This is a genomic window from Peribacillus sp. NPDC096447, from assembly GCF_044762725.1.
In the GTDB taxonomy this organism is placed as follows: Bacteria; Bacillota; Bacilli; order Bacillales; family DSM-1321; genus Peribacillus.
Genome location: NZ_JBIWEV010000002.1, coordinates 599,892 through 621,120, shown reverse-complemented (window position 1 = coordinate 621,120; position 21,229 = coordinate 599,892). Strand labels below are relative to the sequence as shown.

At 42.9% G+C, this 21,229-nt stretch carries 19 protein-coding genes, 1 pseudogene and 1 riboswitch; of the genes and pseudogenes, 7 read left to right on the top strand and 13 right to left on the bottom strand.

Annotation, left to right across the window (positions count from 1 at the left end):
* The first annotated feature begins 316 nt into the window (after nucleotides 1–316).
* The 3 genes from ACIQZD_RS09950 to ACIQZD_RS09940 all read left to right on the top strand — a co-directional run bounded on the left by ACIQZD_RS09950 (nucleotide 317) and on the right by ACIQZD_RS09940 (nucleotide 4,465).
* Nucleotides 317–2,068 carry an ABC transporter ATP-binding protein gene (locus ACIQZD_RS09950; protein WP_402901359.1) on the top strand — a complete coding sequence of 584 codons (1,752 nt, stop codon included), beginning with the start codon at nucleotides 317–319 and terminating at the stop codon, nucleotides 2,066–2,068.
* Nucleotides 2,065–4,083 (top strand): ABC transporter ATP-binding protein, encoded by a 2,019-nt coding sequence (locus ACIQZD_RS09945; protein ID WP_402901356.1) that lies wholly within the window; start codon nucleotides 2,065–2,067, stop codon nucleotides 4,081–4,083. Before ACIQZD_RS09950 ends, ACIQZD_RS09945 begins: the two co-directional genes overlap by 4 nt.
* Before the next feature lie 133 nt (nucleotides 4,084–4,216).
* Entirely contained in the window at nucleotides 4,217–4,465 is a 249-nt protein-coding gene (locus tag ACIQZD_RS09940) for a type B 50S ribosomal protein L31 (protein ID WP_402901354.1), read from the top strand.
* Nucleotides 4,466–4,576: 111 nt separating this feature from the next.
* On the opposite strand, the gene metC is transcribed toward ACIQZD_RS09940, so the two are convergent.
* Together metC and ACIQZD_RS09930 are read right to left on the bottom strand one after the other, a co-directional pair.
* Nucleotides 4,577–5,758 (bottom strand): cystathionine beta-lyase, encoded by a 1,182-nt coding sequence (gene metC / locus ACIQZD_RS09935; protein ID WP_402901351.1) that lies wholly within the window; start codon nucleotides 5,756–5,758, stop codon nucleotides 4,577–4,579.
* Nucleotides 5,755–6,867: a methionine biosynthesis PLP-dependent protein gene (locus ACIQZD_RS09930; protein ID WP_137017027.1), complete on the bottom strand. Its 1,113-nt coding sequence runs from the start codon at nucleotides 6,865–6,867 to the stop codon at nucleotides 5,755–5,757. Before ACIQZD_RS09930 ends, metC begins: the two co-directional genes overlap by 4 nt.
* 86 nt (nucleotides 6,868–6,953) lie before the next feature.
* A riboswitch (SAM riboswitch) is annotated at nucleotides 6,954–7,067 on the bottom strand.
* A 328-nt stretch (nucleotides 7,068–7,395) separates the two neighbouring features.
* Here ACIQZD_RS09930 and fumC point away from each other — a divergent pair.
* Together fumC and ACIQZD_RS09920 are read left to right on the top strand one after the other, a co-directional pair.
* Complete coding sequence (gene fumC, locus ACIQZD_RS09925; RefSeq protein WP_402901347.1) at nucleotides 7,396–8,778, top strand: class II fumarate hydratase; 1,383 nt, start codon at nucleotides 7,396–7,398, stop codon at nucleotides 8,776–8,778.
* A 105-nt stretch (nucleotides 8,779–8,883) separates the two neighbouring features.
* A complete protein-coding gene (locus ACIQZD_RS09920) occupies nucleotides 8,884–9,126 on the top strand; it encodes a hypothetical protein (protein WP_076367341.1) in 243 nt (80 codons plus the stop codon).
* 134 nt (nucleotides 9,127–9,260) lie between these two features.
* Here ACIQZD_RS09920 and ACIQZD_RS09915 read toward each other — a convergent pair.
* The 3 genes and pseudogenes from ACIQZD_RS09915 to ACIQZD_RS09905 all read right to left on the bottom strand — a co-directional run.
* A pseudogene (locus tag ACIQZD_RS09915) lies at nucleotides 9,261–9,510 on the bottom strand (transposase); the annotation flags it as partial.
* Between the two features lie 185 nt (nucleotides 9,511–9,695).
* The gene (locus ACIQZD_RS09910; protein WP_402901344.1) at nucleotides 9,696–10,841 is read right to left on the bottom strand and encodes an ABC transporter ATP-binding protein; all 1,146 of its coding nucleotides are present in this window, start codon (nucleotides 10,839–10,841) and stop codon (nucleotides 9,696–9,698) included.
* A 124-nt stretch (nucleotides 10,842–10,965) separates the two neighbouring features.
* Nucleotides 10,966–11,850: a PucR family transcriptional regulator gene (locus tag ACIQZD_RS09905; RefSeq protein WP_402901341.1), complete on the bottom strand. Its 885-nt coding sequence runs from the start codon at nucleotides 11,848–11,850 to the stop codon at nucleotides 10,966–10,968.
* Between the two features lie 180 nt (nucleotides 11,851–12,030).
* On the opposite strand from ACIQZD_RS09905, the gene ACIQZD_RS09900 reads away from it, so the two are divergent.
* Entirely contained in the window at nucleotides 12,031–13,068 is a 1,038-nt protein-coding gene (locus ACIQZD_RS09900; protein WP_402901338.1) for an NAD-dependent epimerase/dehydratase family protein, read from the top strand.
* 76 nt (nucleotides 13,069–13,144) lie between these two features.
* On the opposite strand, the gene ACIQZD_RS09895 is transcribed toward ACIQZD_RS09900, so the two are convergent.
* On the bottom strand, nucleotides 13,145–14,251 hold the full coding sequence (locus ACIQZD_RS09895; RefSeq protein WP_402901335.1) for an iron-containing alcohol dehydrogenase family protein: 1,107 nt from the start codon (nucleotides 14,249–14,251) through the stop codon (nucleotides 13,145–13,147).
* 63 nt (nucleotides 14,252–14,314) lie between these two features.
* Complete coding sequence (locus ACIQZD_RS09890; protein ID WP_402901332.1) at nucleotides 14,315–14,503, bottom strand: hypothetical protein; 189 nt, start codon at nucleotides 14,501–14,503, stop codon at nucleotides 14,315–14,317.
* Between the two features lie 255 nt (nucleotides 14,504–14,758).
* Here ACIQZD_RS09890 and ACIQZD_RS09885 point away from each other — a divergent pair, with 255 nt between their 5' ends.
* The gene (locus tag ACIQZD_RS09885) at nucleotides 14,759–15,583 is read left to right on the top strand and encodes an MBL fold metallo-hydrolase (RefSeq protein WP_402901329.1); all 825 of its coding nucleotides are present in this window, start codon (nucleotides 14,759–14,761) and stop codon (nucleotides 15,581–15,583) included.
* Nucleotides 15,584–15,639: 56 nt separating this feature from the next.
* On the opposite strand, the gene ACIQZD_RS09880 is transcribed toward ACIQZD_RS09885, so the two are convergent.
* The 6 genes from ACIQZD_RS09880 to ACIQZD_RS09855 all read right to left on the bottom strand — a co-directional run bounded on the left by ACIQZD_RS09880 (nucleotide 15,640) and on the right by ACIQZD_RS09855 (nucleotide 21,193).
* Nucleotides 15,640–15,828, bottom strand: a complete 189-nt coding sequence (locus ACIQZD_RS09880) for a hypothetical protein (protein ID WP_402901326.1) — start codon at nucleotides 15,826–15,828, stop codon at nucleotides 15,640–15,642.
* Between the two features lie 85 nt (nucleotides 15,829–15,913).
* Nucleotides 15,914–16,117 (bottom strand): YheE family protein, encoded by a 204-nt coding sequence (locus ACIQZD_RS09875; RefSeq protein WP_350301666.1) that lies wholly within the window; start codon nucleotides 16,115–16,117, stop codon nucleotides 15,914–15,916.
* Between the two features lie 63 nt (nucleotides 16,118–16,180).
* Complete coding sequence (locus tag ACIQZD_RS09870) at nucleotides 16,181–17,377, bottom strand: YheC/YheD family endospore coat-associated protein (RefSeq protein WP_402901321.1); 1,197 nt, start codon at nucleotides 17,375–17,377, stop codon at nucleotides 16,181–16,183.
* Nucleotides 17,374–18,741, bottom strand: coding sequence for a YheC/YheD family endospore coat-associated protein (locus tag ACIQZD_RS09865; protein ID WP_402901318.1), 1,368 nt, complete (start codon nucleotides 18,739–18,741; stop codon nucleotides 17,374–17,376). The genes ACIQZD_RS09870 and ACIQZD_RS09865 overlap by 4 nt, the downstream gene beginning before the upstream one ends.
* Nucleotides 18,742–18,744: 3 nt before the next feature.
* On the bottom strand, nucleotides 18,745–19,815 hold the full coding sequence (locus ACIQZD_RS09860; RefSeq protein ID WP_402901315.1) for a YheC/YheD family endospore coat-associated protein: 1,071 nt from the start codon (nucleotides 19,813–19,815) through the stop codon (nucleotides 18,745–18,747).
* A gap of 16 nt (nucleotides 19,816–19,831) precedes the next feature.
* Nucleotides 19,832–21,193 carry a YheC/YheD family endospore coat-associated protein gene (locus ACIQZD_RS09855; protein ID WP_402901313.1) on the bottom strand — a complete coding sequence of 454 codons (1,362 nt, stop codon included), beginning with the start codon at nucleotides 21,191–21,193 and terminating at the stop codon, nucleotides 19,832–19,834.
* Between the last annotated feature and the right edge of the window lie 36 nt (nucleotides 21,194–21,229).

Here is a 21,229-nt window from a genome sequence, read left to right as displayed (position 1 = left end):
GAATATCATACGTCCGCCTGCCCTGAGACCTTGTCTTTCTAGCCAAGGGATCCGACGTGTTCATTGATTATTTTAAAGCGCAGGTTGTGGAATTTTCGCGGCCTGCGCTTTTATATGTGTTATTACGCATCTAAAAAAGCTTCCGCTAATTGGCGGGGGCTTTTTGGCATTTGGGATACAGGTGCATTAGCATCCTTTCCATATAAAAGATAGGAGGAATTTAAATGAGACAAAAGACATTGGAAATTTTATTGCAGCCGGGAGATCCAGAAAGCGGTTAGCGAGTGAAAGGTTTGACCAAAAGGGAGGGGAATTCATGTTTGCGATTTTTAAAAAGCTGTCCTGGTTCTTTAAAGAACAGTGGCAGCGTTACACCTTGGCGATTTTATTTCTATGTCTAGTGAATATCTTGGAGGTTATCCCGCCAAAACTTGTCGGGAATGCCATCGATGATATGAACAATGGCAGCATGACGCAGGAAGGGGTCATGAAATACGTTATTTTTTTGCTCGTGGTACTGATCGGCAGTTACCTATTTGGTTACTTATGGAGTTATCTGTTATTCGGGGGCGGGAACTTGGTCGAACGAAAACTAAGGTCCGGATTTATGGGCCATTTGCTGAAAATGACGCCGAGCTTTTATGAAAAAAACCGTACAGGGGATTTAATGGCAAGGGCAACCAATGATTTAAAGGCAATATCCCTCACAGCTGGTTTCGGGATATTGACCCTCGTTGACGCGGTCCTGTTCACCATTACGGTAGTGGTCATGATGGGAGCCACGATCAGCTGGCAGTTGACGATTGCGGCGGTGCTGCCGCTTCCGATCATGGCAGTCATGATGCAAATTTACGTGAAGAAAATTTACAAACGTTTTACGGATGCACAAGCAGCCTTTGGTACTTTAAATGACAAGGTCCTGGAATCCATTTCAGGTGTCCGTGTTATCCGGGCCTATGTCCAGGAACGGGAAGATGAAAAGCGGTTTGATGAAATGACCGAGGATGTATATCGCAAAAATCTAGCCGTGGCAAGAATCGACGCCCTCTTTGATCCGACGATCAGCATTATCATTGGCATCAGTTATTTAATCGGGTTGGGCTATGGGGCTTATCTTGTGTTTCAACAGGCCATAACGCTTGGCGGACTTGTCTCGTTCAATGTGTACCTAGGCATGTTAATCTGGCCGATGATTGCGGTGGGTGAACTGATCAATGTCATGCAAAGGGGAAATGCTTCGCTAGATCGTGTTCAGGATACCCTTTCCCATGAAGCGGATGTGAAGAATTCATTGGGGCTGGAGAGTATTGCGAATCCGGGAAATATCCAATTCAATTCAGTGTATTTTACATACCCTTCCTCAACGGTTGTGAATCTATCCAATATTTCCGTTCAGCTTGAGCGCGGTCAAACATTGGGGATAGTGGGGAAAACAGGTAGTGGAAAAACGACATTCGTGAAGCAATTGCTGCGGGAATACCCTTTAGGAAAAGGTGAAATCGCTTTTGCAGGCATGCCGCTGGAGCAACTGACCCTTGAAGATATTCGTAAATGGATCGGCTACGTTCCACAGGACCATTTTTTATTCTCGAAGTCTGTTAGGGAAAATATCTTATTCGGTAAAATGGATGCTACGGAAGATGAACTGGCTGAAGCTATCCGGCTTGCGGATTTTGAGAAGGACTTAATGATGCTGCCAAACCGTCTTGAGACACTCGTCGGTGAGAAGGGTGTCGCACTATCCGGAGGGCAAAAGCAGAGGATCTCGATTGCCAGGGCACTGATCAAAAATCCGGAAATCCTTATATTGGATGATTCCTTATCCGCTGTAGATGCAAAAACGGAAACGACGATCATCGAAAATATCCAAAATGAACGAGCAGGGAAAACGACCATCATCACAACCCATCGCTTATCAGCCGTTCAGCACGCGGACAGGATTATCGTGTTGGACAGCGGAGAGATCATCGAAGAGGGGACTCATGCGGATTTGCTGCTTAAAGATGGCTGGTATAAGGAGCAATATGAGCGACAGCAGGTTGACGAAGGGACGGAGGTGAAGGCATGAAGGTCGTAAAGAAACTTTTTAATTATGCTGCCCTTTATAAAAAATTGATCATTGGCGCCCTGATTATGCTGGCACTTTCGGTAGCCGCCGATTTAACGGGTCCTTTCGTTGCCAAGAAAATCATCGATTCACATATACTTGGCATTGAATCTTCCTGGTATGAAGCGGGTAAAGGAAAAGATGCTGTCAAGTATGATGGAAATTGGTATAAACGGGCTGATTACTTTGCAAAAGGTGAGAATAAAGGCAGGGAAGTCCATGTTCTGCAGGTTGGCAATCAATTTGTCTTCGTAAATGAAGCTGTCCCTATCGATGGGCGCAGAACCTTGGAGGACCAATCATTGATCATCAGGAAGGACGGGAAAGAGCAACGTGCGCAAGCAGTGAAATTGACTAGTCAGGAAGTGATGGGATTTTACCAACCGGAAATCCCCCGGATCATTAAGCTTGTGGCTTTTTATTTTAGCCTTGTCATCCTTTCCTCCATTTTTCAATATGGGCAGAGTTTTTATTTACAGAAAGCGGCGAACCGAATCATACAGAAGATGCGAAATGATATTTTTACGCATATTTCCCGTCTGCCGATACGTTATTTCGATAATATGCCAGCGGGTAAAGTTGTAGCCAGGGTCACTAATGATACGGAAGCGATCCGGGAATTATATGTAACCGTGCTCGCCAACTTCTTCTCGAGTACAATTAATATTTTCGGCGTTCTAATTGCTTTGTTTATTCTGGATCCACGAGTCGGCACCATTGGCACTTTACTTATTCCGATCATCGTTATCTGGACGATGGTATACCGTAAATTCGCCTCGAAATATAATCACATCATTCGGGAACGGGTCAGCGATATTAATGGGATGATCAATGAATCCATTTCTGGAATGAGTATCATTCAGGCATTTGGACGTGAAAAGGAGACGAAGCAATCTTTTGAAAATCTGAACCGGGAGCATTATTCCTATCAAAATAAAATGCTCCATTTGAATTCGTTGACGGGTGGAAACTTGATTGGCGTCATTAAGGTTTTGGCGCTAATGGCATTCGTCTGGTATTTCGGCGGGATTTCCCTTACAGCGAGTTCGGCCATTTCCTTAGGGATGATGTATGCAATTGTTGATTTGATCAGCCGCCTGCTTCATCCGCTTCATGGAATCGTCAATCAGTTCGCTAATCTTGAACAGGCGCTTGTTGCAGGGGAGCGGGCATTCAGTTTATTGGATGAGCAGGGATTGGCAGTCAGTGATGAAAACATATCCAGATACAAAGGAAACGTGCAATTCGAAAATGTTTCTTTTGGTTATAAGGATAATGAATATGTGCTAAGGGACATTTCCTTCTCCGCTAAACAAGGGGAAACGGTCGCTTTAGTTGGCCGTACTGGGTCAGGAAAAAGTTCCATAATGAATTTATTGTTCCGCTTTTATGACAGCAGTGAAGGCCAAATTAAAATCGATGGCACGAATATATTGGATATCCCTCATCAGACGCTTCGTGAGCATATGGGAATCGTCCTTCAGGATCCCTATTTATTTACTGGCACCATCGCCTCCAATATCAGTCTGAATCATAAAGGCATTACAAGGGAAATGGTTGAAAAATCATTAAGGGATGTCGGGGGGGACAAAGTGCTGAAGCATCTTCCTTTAGGGCTGGATGAACCCGTGATTGAAAAAGGCGGAACACTGTCTTCCGGGCAGCGGCAGCTAATCTCTTTTGCCCGAGCTCTTGCATTCAATCCGGCCATATTGATTTTGGATGAAGCGACAGCAAGCATCGACACCGAAACCGAGGCGATTATCCAGGAGGGAATGGAAGTGCTGAAAAAAGGGAGAACGACCTTCATCATTGCACATAGACTTTCCACGATAAAAAATGCCGACCAAATTCTTGTACTGGATAAAGGGCAGATTGCTGAGCAAGGTACACATGAGGAATTAATGGAACTAAAAGGGAAGTACTATCAAATGTATGAACTGCAGGCTGGTCCGCATAAAGGCATGGCTGGCTGACAATTGAATAAGGTTGGATCATCAAGATTAAACTATAATGAGGGTGCCGACTTTTGGTACCTTCAAGCATAATGATTGATAATAGTAATCATTACGTTTAAGATATACCTATACTGACGATGAGGTGATAATAGTGAAACAAGAAATTCATCCCGATTATCAACAAGTGGTATTCATGGATACCAACAGTGGGTATAAATTTTTGACAGGTTCCACAAAGACGTCCAATGAAACAATCGATTGGGAAGACGGCCAAACATATCCATTATTAAAAGTGGAAATCAGCTCGGATACGCACCCTTTTTATACCGGAAAGCAGAAGTTTGCTGAAAAAGGCGGACGGGTGGATCGCTTCCTGGATAAATATAATATGAAGAAATGAGAGTCAGGCCATCGGGAAATCGATGGCCTTTTTTTATGACTGGGTAGAAAAGATTTAATAATGATGCAAAGAAAAAGGGTGCCCATAATATATGAGGCACCCATTCTTTGATCATTTTGCAGCAATTGCTTCCCCTTTGGCAATATTGACGAGGGCAGCATCGAAGTCCTTGATTATATCGTCCGGATTTTCAAGTCCGACAGAGAGGCGGAGCAAGCTGTTCGTGATGCCGCGCTTTTCCCTTTCATCAGCAGGCATGGCAGCATGGGACATTTTGGCCGGATAGGATAATATAGATTCGACCGCTCCTAGGCTTACGGCAAAAACAGGGAGCTCGACAGTGTTCACGAAAGAACGGAAGATTTCCTCACTTTCCAATTCAAATGATAGGACCGCTCCTGCTCCAAGTGACTGGCCTTTCTGGATGGCGTGTTGTGGATGATCGGCTAGGCCGGGATAATACACTTTTTTCACCAAGGGCTGCTCCTTTAAGTAGGCTGCAATCTTTTCTGCCCCTTTTTGTGAATGTTCCATTCTAACTGACAAGGTTTTCAAACCTCTCATTACAAGCCAGGCATCTTGGACACCAAGGACCGCTCCAAAGGAGTTTTGGAGCGAACCGAGTCTTGCCGCCAATTCCGGATCTTTCACTACCGCAAGCCCAGCTACCACATCACTATGTCCGGATAAAAACTTCGTCGCGCTATGAAGTACAACATCAGCGCCCAGATTCAGCGGTTTTTGCAATGCCGGCGTCAAGAATGTATTATCAACAAAACTTAAGGCACCGGCTTTTTTTGCGATATCACATACAGCTTGAATATCGGTCACTTTAAGTAACGGATTTGAAGGGGTTTCGATGTATATGGCCCTGGTATTTGGCTGAACGGCCGCTTTGACGCTTTCAAGGTCCGTCATGTCAACGAAGGTATGCTCAATATTGAAACGGGTCAATACGCTTGTGACCATCCTGAACGTTCCGCCGTACACATCTTCGGAAATGACGATATGGTCCCCGGCAGACAATAGCAGGAAGGCTGTTGAAATGGCAGCCATACCTGATGAAAAGGCAAAGCCGTGAGTGCCTTCCTCAAGAACGGCAATGATATCTTCAAGTGCCTCGCGAGTTGGGTTCCCGCTTCTGCTGTAGTCATATTTGCCGAATTGATCGATATCGGATTGATGGAAAGTCGATGCATGCTGAATGGGGACGCTCACACCGCCCGTTGCCGGATCGAATTTATGTTGATTATGAAGTAATTTCGTTTCAAAGCTAAAATCATGATCTGTCATCGTAGTGCCTCCCTTTTTACATGTGCGAATGCTTGCTGCAGGTCACCAATCAAATCATCGCTATCCTCGATGCCAACGGAGAAGCGGAGCAGGCGATTACAAACCCCATTTGCCGTTCTGACTTCAAGCGGTATATCGGCATGTGTTTGTGTGGCAGGATAGGTGATAAAGCTTTCAACCCCTCCAAGACTTTCTGCAAAGGAAATTAATGAGAGCGATTGTAAAAATGGGTTGACCGCCGCTTCATCAATGATGCGGAAAGAAATCATGCCGCCTCTGCCGGGATACAATACATCAGTGACACAATCATGTTCCGATAAGTAATCTACAAGTATCTTGGCATTCTTTTCATGACGCTCCATCCGCAATGCCAGGGTTTTCATTCCGCGCATCAACAGCCAAGAATCAAATGGGCTCAAGACAGCTCCAGTACCATTATGATGGAAGGCAAGAGCATCACATAATTCAGCGCCGCTAGCAACGATCAGTCCGGCGAGCACATCATTATGACCACCGAGATACTTGGTTGCACTGTGAATCACAATATCCGCTCCAAGCAGGATGGGTTGTTGAATAAGAGGCGTGTAAAAAGTATTATCAACGATTAACAATAAATTATATTGTTTGGCCAATGCGGCAACGGCGCTAATATCCGTTTGCTGCATAAGAGGGTTAGTGGGAGTTTCGATGAAGATGGCTTTCGTGTGAGGAGTGATGGCTTTTTCGATATCCTCCAAACAACAAGTGTTTACATAGTCACACTGCAATCCCCATTTTTTAAAACCTTGTTCTAACAGACGATATGTACCGCCATAAAGATCTTCGCTGACAATCCATGCATCCCCGGATTTAAAAAGGGCGAGAATAGTGGAGATGGCGGCCATTCCTGAACTGCAGGCATAACCTTGGTCTCCTTTTTCCAGATCGGCGATGGATCGCTCCAATAGCTGGCGTGTAGGGTTACCTGTCCTTGTGTAGTCGAATCCCGTCGATTGGCCAATTCCTTCGTGACGAAAAGCTGTTGAAAAGTATACCGGCGGATTGACTGTTCCTGTCGCCGTTTCGCTGCGATTTCCTAATTGAGCAAGATATGTTTCAGTTTTGTACATGGTTTTCACTGCTCCTTTGAGTTATATAAAATAAAAAAAAGTCTTCTTTAAGAAGAAGACTTTGATTAAGTAGTGACGAGTCATTCTTCTTATCTTCCAAGTTCACAAACTTGTGGAATTAGCACCTTTTCATTGGTTTGAAACAAATGAAGGTTGCTGAGGTGTCATCGGGCCATTCCCTCTACCTCTCTCGATAAGAGTTTAGATTATTCAATTTCTTTTGAATTTACTATATATACAAAATACTGTCAAGGACATTTTTGTAGTGATAATGCTCTGATGTTCATGACCAGGTCAATTGGAGCCTAGTGGTGTCTACACTTTATGTGTCTATAAAGAATAATCGGATTTTCATATAAACATGAAGGAAACATGGATTTTTCAGAAAAAATGGAAAGGGCCAGCGGGATATTTTTGCTTTAAAATAATAAAGTTTGTACAATGTATGGAGAGAAAGAATAATCCGACATTATTCATTTCATATGCAAAACGTCTTCAATGAATAGTGCAAACATAGGAGGAGAACACATGGAATACAGAATCGAACGAGATACGATGGGTGAAGTGAAAGTTCCTGCTGATAAATATTGGGGGGCACAAACTGAGAGAAGCCGTAACAATTTCAAAATCGGTAACGAAAAAATGCCGATTGAATTAGTTCGTGCATTTGCATACGTTAAACAAGCTGCGGCAAAGGTGAACTATGATCTTGGTGATCTTTCCGAAGTTAAAAAGAATGCCATCGTCAAGATTTGCGGGGAAATCCTTGAAGGTACACTTGATGAACATTTCCCGCTTGTAGTTTGGCAAACTGGAAGCGGCACGCAAAGTAATATGAACGTGAATGAAGTGGTCGCTAACAAAGGGAATGAATGGTTAAAAGAAAATGGTGAATCCGAAACCCTTCACCCGAATGATGATGTTAACAAGGCACAAAGCTCAAATGATACTTTCCCGACCGCCATGCATATTGCAGCCTTTATGGAAGTCGCTGAAAAATTGGTTCCTGCCATCAAAGCCCTTCGTGATACATTCGATACAAAAGAAAAAGAATTTTGGGATGTCGTGAAAATTGGCCGGACACATCTTCAAGATGCTACACCATTAACATTAGGACAAGAAGTTTCCGGTTGGAAAGCGATGCTCGATAAAGATCTAGCGATGATTGAAGAAAGCAGCCAAAAATTATTGAACCTTGCTCTAGGCGGAACGGCTGTAGGAACCGGAATCAATACAAAAAAAGAATTCCCGGGACTTTCTGCCAAACAAATTGCAGCGGATACAGGATATCCTTTTGTCACATCTGACAATAAGTTCCATGCATTGACTAGCCATAACGAAATCGTTTACGCACACGGTGCTTTGAAAGCATTGGCGGCGGATTTAATGAAAATTGCGAACGATGTCAGATGGCTGGCAAGTGGTCCAAGAAGCGGAATCGGCGAAATAGCCATTCCGGAAAACGAGCCGGGCAGCTCCATCATGCCAGGTAAAGTCAATCCAACACAAAGTGAAGCGCTTACCATGATTGCAACACAAATCGTGGGTAACGATGCTACAATTGGCTTTGCAGCAAGCCAAGGTAACTTTGAATTGAATGTATTCAAACCAGTCATCATCTATAACTTCCTGCAAACGGTCAAATTATTGACGGAAGGCATTCATTCATTCAACGATAATTGTGCGGTGGGCATCACTGCAAATGAAGATAAAATCAAAGAAAATGTAGAACGTTCCCTTATGTTGGTAACAGCATTGAACCCTCATATCGGTTATGAAAAAGCAGCCAAGATTGCCAAAACGGCATTCAAGGACAACTCTACGTTAAAAGAAGCGGCGTTGAAATTGGAGTTCCTGACGGAAGATGAATTCAAAGCATGGGTTGATCCTGCTAACATGGTTAATAAATAATTAGTAGTGCCCTCCCTCTGGTATTAGGGAGGGTGTTTCCATGTGTTAAAATAATGGAATCGACAAATACTGAAATCATAAGTATCGGGAACAGGAGGAAAAACAATGTCTATATGCCCGCTTTGCAACGGTCTGAGAAAAATTCATGTGAAATGCCCTGAATGCGGCAGTGATCTCGAGGATAAAGGGAAATTCATGGACTACGCTGATGATTACAGTGCTTATATGGATATCGACATACTTAAAGAAAACGACGGATACCCTCAATCCCTTCAAAAAGGCCAATGCCCGCATCTCATGAAATGCCCTGAATGCGGACATGATGAAGTGGTATTGGTCCAGGAATGAATCTATACCTTTATTTGAATAAACGTAAAAAGACATGGGTCTCAGTTTGTATACAAAAGGGGTTCGATTTAAAAAAATTCCGACCCCTTTGAAATTCCATTTGAATTATAGCCTAAAGTTAAGTGATCAGACGGGTCTGTATCTTTAAAGCGACGTTCATAATTTTTCCCGAATGTTGAGAAATGATTGCACTTATCATGGATACCAAAGCCTAAGAATCAACGGTAAGCCATATTTTTTCAACTTCTTCAATTGAATGAATACCTAGGGTATATTGAATGAAAGTCAGTTTGACTAATATAACTGGATCAATACTTGGGCGTCCTATTTCTGAATTTTACGAACCAAATGGTTCGCAGGCACCAGTTGATCTAAAGTAGTCATTTCAAGTTGATCATAAAGGGTTCATCCAAAGTAAATTGGAATAGGTGTGCGAGACTCCTGCGGGAAAAGCGAGTGCTTACGTTCCAATTAACGTTTAAATTGCACAAACCCCCTAAAAAAACTGTAGACAAACTCGATTTTCATCGTCTGTCTACAGTCTGAGACCCACTATGAATGGGTCTTTTTTAATTGGCGGATAACTTCATGCTTTCCTGCATCTGTTCATCTTCTTCAACTAAAATTCGATGTTCAGTCCCTTTATCAAAAAAGTGTGCTTTATTCATGTCGAGGGCAAGATCGATCTTTTCCCCTGCCTGAATAATATTCTTGGCATCGACCCGTGCAACGAAATCCTGCCCCTCTAATGTGGAGTAGAGCATAATCTCCGCGCCCATGAGTTCGGCTACATCAATTTGGGTCGTGAATGTAGTTTTAGGGGACTTCGTGAAGTAAGCTCCTTCATTATGAAAATCCTCCGGACGGATGCCAAGGATTACATCTTTTCCGACATATCCTTGATCACGCAGCATTTTCATTTTAAATTCAGGTATTTCTAGCGTTTGTTCGCCTATTTTAATTGTGCCTTCTTTTAATGTTCCGGTAAAGAAGTTCATGGCAGGCGATCCGATAAAGCCGCCGACGAAAACATTTATTGGTTTCTCATAAACGTCCTTTGGGGCACCGACCTGTTGGATGATACCATCTTTCATTACAACAAGACGTGTCGCCATGGTCATTGCCTCTGTTTGGTCATGCGTGACATATATCGTTGTGGTGTCGAGCCGTTTATGCAGTTTAGCAATTTCGGCACGCATTTGAACCCGCAGCTTTGCGTCGAGATTGGATAATGGCTCATCCATCAAGAAAACTTTTGCGTCCCTTACAATTGCACGGCCGAGAGCCACACGCTGGCGCTGACCACCTGAAAGCGCTTTAGGTTTCCTGTTTAGCAGATCTTCAAGTCCGAGAATCCTTGCCGCTTCATTGACCCTTTGCTTGATTTCCGCTTTTGGCGTTTTCCTGAGCTTTAATCCGAATGCCATATTGTCAAATACGGTCATATGAGGATATAAGGCATAGTTCTGGAAAACCATCGCAATATCACGATCTTTAGGAGGGACATCATTGACTCGCTTGCCGTCTATGTATAAATCCCCTTGGGAAATGTCCTCCAGTCCGGCAATCATCCTTAATGTCGTTGATTTGCCGCAACCCGAAGGTCCCACAAAAACGATGAATTCCTTATCGGCAACACGAAGGTTGAAGTCTTTAACAGCCGTCACCTTTTTATCATAAATCTTGAATATATGATCTAACACTAACTCTGCCATGAGAAATCCCCCTTTTAAACTCCTGATTACTTGTAACAATTAGCTATAGTCTAAGCTATCGGTTTAGAAAAAAGTATGGGCACATTGCACAAAAAAGGTTGATATTACCTCTTTGTAATGGAAATTAATCAATCAGCAGAAATATCAAGTACGCAGTAAGGGCATGACGGAAGTTTCTAATATCGAGACCAGTTCTTTCAGAGAATTTATCGATTCGGTATTGTAAGCTGTTCCGATGTATATAAAGCTGTTTGGCGGCATAGGTGGCATTGGAATTACATTCGATATACGTTTTAACTGTTTTGATAAGCTCAGTATCCTGCTTGGTCTTGCCAAGAATTTCATTGATATACCACTTTGCATTCTTAAAGGATGGATCATTTATTAATGAATGAGGGATGATGTCTGCCAAATCAGTCACCTTTAGATCCGGCAGATGCACCTGTGCCAAATCAAAACACCTTTTCTCCTGGGCCCAGTGATGGTAAAGGTCTTGATTTACAGTGTGAAAGCGCCCCGTGAACATACGGGTCTTTACATAAAAATCACTTTCAAGCGTGGAAGAAATGGCGATTAGTTCTTTATTTGATAATGGTTCATCCTTGTCCGTTTCAATTAAGACTCCTGCCGTTTCATTTTCCCAGATTATAGCTGCGTCAGATGGAACGAAAGCGAGGAAGGCCTCTTCAAAATCGGAGTTGGAAAAATCAGCATGAGTCAGCTTGAAATGAAGGAATCGTACATTCTCCCAGCTCGTTAAAGGCAATGGTGCATCCGGTTCGGATAAAAAATTTTTCCATGATGAGTCTGGATGTGCATTGAGGCTATTGGGGTTTATGGAAGGAACAAAAAGCAGTTCCAATAAACGGATTTCCTCGGCTGTGATTTCTGAATGGGGAATGCCAAGTATACTTCTGGAGTCTTCGAACCAAACATATTCAGAAATATCATCAGTATCCTTTTTATTGGTAAGAGCGTTCGGGAATTTTTGTTTAAGATTTTCAAGCATCGGTTCCACCTTCTTTCTCCCTTTCCATATCATTATAGCGAAAAAGAATAAAGTTCAAAAGATTAGGATATTGCTAGTTTTTCCGAAAGGGAAAATAAAAGAAAAGTTGCAAGTATTATTAATGTTAGGAAAGGGTATTGCGTATGCTTTATGGAATATCGTTAAAGAGGAGGAGATCTTATGAACATTTTAATATTGGGCGGTACACGCTTTTTAGGCCGGTATTTAGCAAAAGCTGCGATAGGGAAAGGGCATGATGTCACACTTTTTAATCGTGGAAGCGATCCTTATGTCTTTCCCGAAATAGAACAGTTAAAAGGGGACCGCGACGGGGATCTGGAAATGTTGAAAGGAAGGCAGTGGGATGCAGTCATTGACACATCAGGATTTATCCCTCGAACTGTATCGAAATCCTGCAGATTGCTTAATCAAGTTAAACATTATACATATATTTCAAGCATCTCAGTTTACAGTGATCCGACCGAGCCAGGAATTGATGAAAATGGAGAAGTTCATACACTAAATGAAGATAAAGCAGAAGAGATCTCCCGCGGAACTGCTGGACCGATATACGGTGAATATTATGGACCGTTAAAATCATTAAGCGAAAAAGCAGCTGAAAAAGAACTGCCGGGGAAAGTCCTGTCAATTCGCGCCGGGCAAATAGTGGGTCCATATGATTACACTGACCGATTGCCGTACTGGCTTAAAAGGATAGCGGAAGGGGGAGAAATTTTATCTCCTGGACGCCCTGGACGTCCAATCCAAGTTATCGATGCAAGGGACTTGGCCCAATGGATCATCCAAATGATAGAAAAAAGCATGACAGGTACGTATAATGCCGTTGGCCCAGATTACACACTGACTATGGGGCAATTACTTGAAGGCTGCAAAAAGGTAACAAGAAGTAATGCTGATTTTACATGGGTATCTGAAGAATTTTTAAAAGACAATAAAGTAGAGCCGTGGGGAGAGATGCCTTTATGGATACCAGAAGAATTCCCTTTACCTGGAGGAAAGGAACCTTTGAATGGGTTTTTGGCTGTCGATAACGATAAAGCCATAAATAATGGACTAACATTCCGTCCCCTATCAGAAACTCTTGAAGATATATGGAATTGGGAAAAGTGCCGTCCGGAATCTGCCGATAGAAAAGCAGGCATTCACAGACAACATGAAAGTGATCTCCTTGGATTATGGAAACAGACAGTAGGTTGAAACCTTCTTTTATTATTTTTAAATAAACAATGTGAAGGAAATAAAAAAAACGATGGGGTAAAAACCCCATCGTTTTTTAGTCCATGGATCTGCTTGCATGTTTTGTGAGGATTTCAAGGTTTTCCATGGCGGCTGCCACTTTTTCCTTGTTGATATCAGGGAAAAGGAGATGGATGTCTTCACCTTTTTTGACAGAGTGGGCTGCAATCTGTTGAAGTTCCGCCTTATGTTCAATCGTCAGGCCAATATCAAGCAATGTCATCGGCAGTTTAAGCACCTGGTAGATTGGCAGCAATTGTTTGATTTCCGAGAATTTCCCTTCTAGCACAAGCTGGACTAAAATGCCATATGCCACTTTTTCCCCGTGAAGTAAATGATTCGCTTGCTTGATGGAAGTCATGCCATTATGAATGGAGTGGGCACCGGCAACGCGCAGGTACTGGTCGCCAAAGCCGCCAACTAGACCGCTGGTGATGATGTTCGTTTCAATGACACGCTGCAGCGCGTCTGACCATTTACCCTTTTCCAAATCAGCTAGGGCTTCCTCGCCATATGTCAATAAAACTTCCTGGCATTGCCTTGCGGCTATATGGGCCAATTCAATACAAACGGACTTCGTGGCAAGCTTTTCGGCGAGTGCATTGCCCTCGTACCATTTCGCCAATGTATCGCCGATTCCAGCACGTAAATAGTTAATGGGCGAATTAAGAAGAATTCCTGGTTCAATAAATAACATCCAAGCGCTTTTTTCATGAATATCATAGCGGACATATGAACCATTATCATCATAAATGACACTCAACGGTGTCCAGGCAGCGCAGGTGGAAGCCAGGGTCGGAATGAGGATGATTTCCTTTTGAAGCAAGTTTCCGGCCGATTTGGCGAGGTCGAGCAGCTTACCGCCGCCAATGCCGATCAATGCATCCGCACCGTGTTCAAGAGCGGAATTCTTGACGCGTTCAATTTCCGCATCACTGCATTCCCCGCCGTATGTGAAAAAGATCGTCTCAATATTTGCTAAGGAAGGAAAAAATGGTTCAGCAGCTTCCCATGATTTTCTCCCATGAATAACTAGCACTTTACGAATGTTTCCTTTACTCAGTTTTGCTTCCAGTGTTTCAAGGACATTAGCTTTACAGGCATAATAAGCGGGGCCGCTGCGGACCTCCAGGAAGGTATTCATATTCTTTTCTCCTTAATGAAAGGCCTGTACCCGGTAAAGGGGAAGCAGGCCTCGATTATTTGATCAATTCATCCAGTCTGGATTTCCGAATCCGGGAAATTTGTCATCGATCACTTTTTCAAACTGGTCGGATTCCACTACTGATATAATATCCATGCGAATTTGAGTGTCTACATCTTTTGTATTCACTGCATCAACGTTTAGATACATATACGGCACTTTTTCTGGAATAAGGGCATCCTTGTGGTCCATTTTCGCTGCAAGAGCGAAGTTGCCAAGGACCGCCCGTTAGGTCAACACTGTCTGTTGCCAGGTGGCAATTGAGCGTATTCCAATGGTTTGAGTTGGATGTAGGCCGGGATATTATACAATAATCCAGCATTTACATCCAGGTTAATTATTCCAATATTTCCTTGTCAAAAAGGTAAAGTGGTACTACATTTATTATAGTAAAGTTAAAAAAAGGAAGATAAAACTATTTTTGTACAATGATGGGGAGGCAATTGAATGATAGAAATTAAGACGATAAATGGTGTGGTTTGTGTGAACGGGACTCCTGGCGGGAACAAGTCGGGGATGAGCGTTAATGTTTTTTTAACGGATGGACTATTGATAGATACTGGCGCACAGATTTTATTGGAAGAGCTTATTCCGTTCTATGAGTCCGCAGACTTCGACTCAGTGGCCCTGACTCACTATCATGAAGACCATACGGGGGGCGCTGCCTGGATACAGGAACATAAAAAGGTGCCGCTTTTCATTCACCCGATGTCGGTTGAGGTTTGTGCAAAGGATGCTGTATATCCTGAATATCGCAAAATTTTCTGGGGGAAGAGAGACGCCTTTAAAGCTGAGCCGCTAGGGGAGGCCATTCATTCACGCACCCAAACGTGGGAGCCGATTTTTACCCCCGGCCATGCGAAGGACCATATGGTGTATTTGAATCACAGTAATGGCATGCTCTTTTCAGGAGACCTTTTCGTAACACCAAAGACAAAGCTTGTCTTACGGGAAGAGTCTGTCCCGGTCATCATCGATTCCATAAAAAGATTACTTCAATATGATTTCGGGGAAGTGTTTTGCTGCCATGCTGGGCATGTCCCTGATGGAAAGGAAATGTTTGGGAAAAAGCTGGATTATTTGGAAAACCTCCAAGGTGAAATTTTACGCCTGCATTCTCAAGGGCTGACCGTTCAAGAAATCCAGCAGGTCGTTTTACCGAATCGCTATCCCCTTATCGAGATATCTGGGCATGAATGGGATTCAGAGCATATCATTACATCGATATTAAACGAAAATATTTTGAGTGCCAGGGAGAATGGAACTATTTGAATGTTAACGGTCTGACTGATATAAAGGAGAGCTCTCCATAAGAGAGCCCACATAATTCATTTATTGATATTGGGATCTGTTTCATCATAAAAATCATGTGCTTCTTCGATGTTCTGAAGGTCAGCGACTTCATACACATTTCCGCCCGCCATTCCTTCATTGATGATACGGTCGATATCAAGGTAAACGGAGTCCTTGCCATCATATTCGGTATCCTTCAAAAATGTCATTTTTTCTCTATCCAAAATAAATCCCTCCTAGCCTTTTCTTTAGTTTAGGCAAAGGAGCTTTTTTTATTCTGTTTAGGGATTTCATGAATGTAAAGGCGGTTCATTCATATACATGGAAGATCATTAAATCATGTATCATGCTTTTGAGTTTGGCTTCATCTGTTTCGGAAGGCGGATTGGCTGTCCACTCGATGGATCCATCTTTATGATACAAGGCTTGGATTGCCTGCTTGTTGAAATAAAAGGAAATTTTCCATCCTGGCAAATTCTTATGCAGTGGTGCCCATTGAAAATGAGTAATCATATGTATTACCTCCATATATACAGCTTCTCATTTAATTATAATGGAAAACGGCAGCTGGAGGTGTTATTTAATTGTCAGGCTAGGAAAAGTTAATTCAATAAAAAGATTTTTTAAATGCAAAAGCCTGTTTGTTTCAATTTCCTCCTCATCGAATTGCATGGGCTTTGAGTTCACTTCGTATATGAAGAGCGAGCCTGATTCGTCTTCCCCTATATCCATGGAAAACTCTCCGAGAAATCCGATTTTTTTTGAAAGTATCTCTCCGCTTTTTTGGGCGATTTTCGCTAATTTTCGATTCAGGCTTCTTGATTGCAGGTCTTGATAAGGAAAGATCTTACCCCCTTGGGGAGTGTGGGTGGTGATTTCCTGAGTTTGTGACATCCTTACCGCTTTGCCGGTCACTTTATAAAAACCTTTTTCATAATGGACCAGAATCCGGTAATCATAACGATGTCCAAAAAGTTTCTTTGGTATGATCGCCTGTTGAGCAAGGTAGCTCCTTTTTAATAGCTCCCTTTTTTTTGTTTCCCAGAATGACGCGAAATCCGGGAAGGATTCACTATGCTTTAAGCTATTGAACAATAGTGTATCATCATCATTTTTGATTATGGTATAAATGCCTTTACCTTGGCTTCCTTTGCAGGGTTTAAGGTATATATGCCTGTAGGTCTCAAGGAAAGCATCAAGGCAGCCGCTGTTTCGCAAGACCATGGTGGGCGGAAGGTGATTGGTGAGGGATCCTTCTTCCATCAATGCTTCGAACATCACATATTTATCTATGAAGCAGGGGTTGAAAAGATTCATTCGGTATTCTTTTAAAAATTTGATGAGCTGTTGGAATTCCCCTGACGCCTCATAGCTCCTCGAGGGGATTCGGTTATAGACGATGTCAGGGAAGGGCACTTTACATTCGATCCACTTGTTTGAAATGGAGGAAAAAACATACCCTCTCATCGATTCGGAATGAAGGGCCTTTTCTGTGAATACATACGCTAATATTCCATGTTTCAATAAATATAGTGATAGGTCCCGAAAAAGGGTCAGGTTTCCACCCAAACCTGATTCCTTTTTGGGATTGGAAACAGTCAGTATGCCGACGGCAAGCATCCGGTTACCTGGAAATATGGTGATTGGAATTAGGGGTTGATTCGTATGCTCCTTATTATAGCTGATTACCTCTTCGGCAGAGCCGGCGAAAAGTTCCGCATTCTCTTGATTGTGGTACCAATTTTCAGTCGGGATATCGTAAAAAATGTTCATCGCGGCACACTGATTGATTTCGTAATCGTCTGTTCCGTAAGATAAATGGCGTAATCAAGGCTAAGCTTTCTGGTCAGCAATTCGAAATCCTTGAGTTTTGGATGGGAGAAGATGGAACGTCCCGGTTTGGAATTGGCTTCAAACATCCAAACCTGCCCTTTTTTATCCAATCCAAAATCAAATCCTATTTCTGCAACGATTCCGTCCAAGTTCTTTTCTATACTGTCACTTAAAATCAGTGCGGCTTCCGATAGCTTTCGTTCGACTTCTTTCGCCTCATCGTCATCTCCAAACAGTTCGGCAACCGTTTTGATCACACCCCCGCTTTTAATATGGGTGGTGACGCTGCCGGCACCGGCGATTTTTGCGGCAATCGCGGTTACCTGCCATTTTCCATTACTGTCCTTGTTCGTATGGACCCGGAAATCCACTGGACGTTTTTCAGATCGAATTAATGCGATGCCCTGCTGCACGATAAGATTCTCAAGCGGCCGGTCGTGAAAAATATGTTTAACGATGGATTCCAGTGTGGAAAACTTTTGCAGTTTATTTTCTTTTGCTTCATTTGTATAGCGGCAATAGTAAACATTCTCATGCTTATCATAAAGAATTTGGTGAATCCCTAGGCCGAGGCTGCCGTGAATGGGCTTTATATAAACTTGCCGGTAATGGGAAAGAAGGGTTTCCACCACGGACATGGATTGAAATGGATACGTTTCCGGCAAATATGGCAGTGCCCGCTCATCTGCGCATAACCTTTCATTTACATCCCATTTATTGAAAAAACCAGGATTATACCATGGAATGGTATATTCTTTTTGGAATTTCTGCTTCACTTCTTTAGGTCCATCGCGGTTTTCCGTCAACCGATTTGGGAGACGGTCATAGATGACATTAGGAAAAGGAAATTCATTAATGTGCCAGTCATCGTTATCAAACACATAACCTTTGATTGTCTCCTCATCCCAATTGATTACATTCTCCCCAAATACAAAGGGGATACAGCCTGTGGTCCTGCTAAGCGAAAGGAGCTTTGCGAAAAATTCCGATCTCTCCCCCAATGGTTTGTTTGAAATGCCGGTGAAGCCTGATGAAAAGATTCCGACCAGCGGTCCGATATGAATGCTCTTGCCATATATGAATAAATGAAGGGGAATATCGGTATGATCGAATATTAGAGATTCCGCAAGACTTTCCGAAAGGACGATTGATTGATTGACGGCCGGGTTTTGTTTGACGATGGCAGGACATGAATGTCGTCCGAAATAAATTAATTCAATCTCTGCCAAATCTCCAAGCTCTGAAGGGTAGTAGAGAACATTGCCGGGGATAGCGGCAATTTCGGCAGGATAAGTCTTTCTCACTTTCTATTCACCTGCTTTCTGAAGATGTTCGGCTAAATACTGGCTATATTGAAACGGTGCGCGATGAATATCTTTCATGGTCTCCGGCTGTAGTGCCTGAATGATTTTCCTTCCGGGCTTCGAGTTTATGTCCATTATCCATATTTGGCCTTTTTTATCGATGCCTATATCAATCCCCAACTCGAATAACCTTTCAAAGACAGCTTCGGCTTCTGCTGGCAGGGTGCGAAGGATATGCTGAATCTTTTGTTCGACGGCAATCGAAATCGTTTCAGGGTTTCTTTTGATGAAAGTATCCAATGGAATGGCTTCCCCGCCTGTGGCAAGATTTGAGGTGATTCCGTCCTTTTGTCCCGTACGAATTCCGCGGCCCCGTTCCATCCATTGATTCTTCTCGTTTTTTTGAAGTAAAATCCGTAAATCGAATGGCTCGTTATTTTGGCTGCAAAGTTCCAAATATGGCTGGCAGAGGTAACGGTATCGATTTAATAAATGCTGCAGCCATTTGTTAAGCTGAGATTTGGAGGAGAATTGGCGGTCATATTTGGTGCCCTTTTTCGTCATGGATACCAAGGTTCCGTCTTCGTTTTTTGAAAGAAGATAGATTCCTGTACCGCCTGCACCGAATTCAGGTTTGATGATGATTTTATCCAGGCGTTCCAAATGACCGGTAATATCTTCCGGTGTCGTCACTTGTACGGTCTCTGGAAAAAATGCCTGTAGGTGTGGATGGTTTTTTAGGATTTGATACACTTCCCACTTACCAGGAAGGCCCAGCCCCAAGAAATTCGAGTTATCTTTTAACCAATCGATTTTGTGCCGCGTTTCCGTTGACTCCCGGACTAATCCGTGAAAACAGCGATCATAAACAAAATCAGGTATATCAAAAGATGCGGCGATCCAAGTTTCGTTCTCGTCATCAAACCGCTCGCCGCGGACTTTTTTCAGATCCATATCAATATTTTCCGGTGAGAATTTACAAACTTTCATATTAAATGATTTTGCGGTTTTGGCTATTTCGGTGAAGTAGTTGTTTTCATGTGTATCCGACGCGGCCATTAATCCTATTAACACGTGCTAGCAACTCCTTTTATGGATGGTTTTCGCGGTTAAGGGCAAGCATGAAATCTATGATGGATTTTACTGATGGACGAAAGGTTTCATAGTTGCCTTGAAATTTTTTCGAAGGTTTTGAATTCACTTCGATGATCCATGGATGGGTATCGGTATCCAGTGCTAAATCGATCCCTAGCTCACCGAATGGATCGTCATGGTTTTCGACCAAGGACTGGGCAGTGTTTTTAGCCAGCCGTACGAGCTTTTGATATATGCGGCTGGCGTCCTGAAGGTCAAATGCTTCCTTTAGAAAATCCGGCCCATTTTTCATCAAGCCGCCTTGTGCAAGATTGGAAACGATAGTGCCAGGGTCCCCAATCCGGGCAACCATTGATGAAACTTTCCATTCAAGCAGATCGTTCCGGTGAAGAAGTATGCGGAAATCAACTTTTCTCTGATCGGTTTCGAATAGGGAAATCCCTTTTTGAAGAATGAAGGATTGTTTTCTGGAAAACCTTTTTAAGGTTTCGTACAACTTTTCATCCGTATCAGCAAAATGCACATCCTGGAGATTTCCGGATTGCTCGATTTTCCATTTTCCAGCTACTTGCGTTAATCTGCAAATATTCCTGCCTTGGCTGCCTGATGCGGGTTTAAAGTAGATTACCGAATGCTTTTCTATAAACCTCAAGAAAGATTCCTTTTCGTTAAAAAGTATCGTCTCCGGCAAATTTGGCAGCAGCTCATCTTCTAAGATTAGCAGCTCATGTACATCATGTTTGGAGAGGAACCTTCCATTGAACATCGGTATCGACCGTTCCTCCAGTTCAGTTTTAAACAGCTTGAAAGAATGCGACTCCTCAAGTTTGCGCGAATGTATCCGGTTATAAAATACATCAGGAATGGGGAGGCGCAAGGTTTGCCAGCCATCTTGCCCAGGCAGGTAGCCTTCCACAATTCCTTCTTGAAGAGACTGCAATTTTACTAAATAGAAGGGGATGCCCTGCTGATTACAATATGATTTCATTTCCTGATAAAATTTTTCCATCTCACCGAATGTCCCGTCTTGCAAGGGAGTCTGGTTCATGAGTGAAGCGAAGAACGGGCCTATTTTAATTGACCTTCCTTCCGCATTGTATGAGACGGAGATTGGATCGGAAAAAATGGGTAAGGATAAAGTTTGGTTCATATCATATGAAAGTTTCAATGTAGGCTGGGATGACGGGAATGGCTGGACAAGTACCGGGACCGAACGGCATCCAGCCATGATCGTTACGGGTTCTCCAAATTGAAGGCCCCATTCCTCAAATAGTTTTTCTTCGATAAACAGTAGCGCCTTCTTTCGCGTCTCTGCGGGATTTACCGTAATGAAAACTTTCTGATGGTTAAGGTTCATAATAATTCCCCGTTTGCAATAAGTTTAATATCCTTT

Excerpts from the sequence above, each read along its gene's own strand:
- ACIQZD_RS09950 (WP_402901359.1), top strand. The coding sequence starts at position 317 with ATGTTTGCGATTTTTAAAAAGCTGTCCTGGTTCTTTAAAGAACAGTGG.
- ACIQZD_RS09945 (WP_402901356.1), top strand. The coding sequence starts at position 2,065 with ATGAAGGTCGTAAAGAAACTTTTTAATTATGCTGCCCTTTATAAAAAA.
- metC (WP_402901351.1), bottom strand. The coding sequence starts at position 5,758 with ATGACAGATCATGATTTTAGCTTTGAAACGAAATTACTTCATAATCAA.
- ACIQZD_RS09930 (WP_137017027.1), bottom strand. The coding sequence starts at position 6,867 with ATGTACAAAACTGAAACATATCTTGCTCAATTAGGAAATCGCAGCGAA.
- fumC (WP_402901347.1), top strand. The coding sequence starts at position 7,396 with ATGGAATACAGAATCGAACGAGATACGATGGGTGAAGTGAAAGTTCCT.
- ACIQZD_RS09920 (WP_076367341.1), top strand. The coding sequence starts at position 8,884 with ATGTCTATATGCCCGCTTTGCAACGGTCTGAGAAAAATTCATGTGAAA.
- ACIQZD_RS09910 (WP_402901344.1), bottom strand. The coding sequence starts at position 10,841 with ATGGCAGAGTTAGTGTTAGATCATATATTCAAGATTTATGATAAAAAG.
- ACIQZD_RS09905 (WP_402901341.1), bottom strand. The coding sequence starts at position 11,850 with ATGCTTGAAAATCTTAAACAAAAATTCCCGAACGCTCTTACCAATAAA.
- ACIQZD_RS09900 (WP_402901338.1), top strand. The coding sequence starts at position 12,031 with ATGAACATTTTAATATTGGGCGGTACACGCTTTTTAGGCCGGTATTTA.
- ACIQZD_RS09895 (WP_402901335.1), bottom strand. The coding sequence starts at position 14,251 with ATGAATACCTTCCTGGAGGTCCGCAGCGGCCCCGCTTATTATGCCTGT.
- ACIQZD_RS09890 (WP_402901332.1), bottom strand. The coding sequence starts at position 14,503 with ATGGACCACAAGGATGCCCTTATTCCAGAAAAAGTGCCGTATATGTAT.
- ACIQZD_RS09885 (WP_402901329.1), top strand. The coding sequence starts at position 14,759 with ATGATAGAAATTAAGACGATAAATGGTGTGGTTTGTGTGAACGGGACT.
- ACIQZD_RS09875 (WP_350301666.1), bottom strand. The coding sequence starts at position 16,117 with ATGATTACTCATTTTCAATGGGCACCACTGCATAAGAATTTGCCAGGA.
- ACIQZD_RS09870 (WP_402901321.1), bottom strand. The coding sequence starts at position 17,377 with ATGAACATTTTTTACGATATCCCGACTGAAAATTGGTACCACAATCAA.
- ACIQZD_RS09855 (WP_402901313.1), bottom strand. The coding sequence starts at position 21,193 with ATGAACCTTAACCATCAGAAAGTTTTCATTACGGTAAATCCCGCAGAG.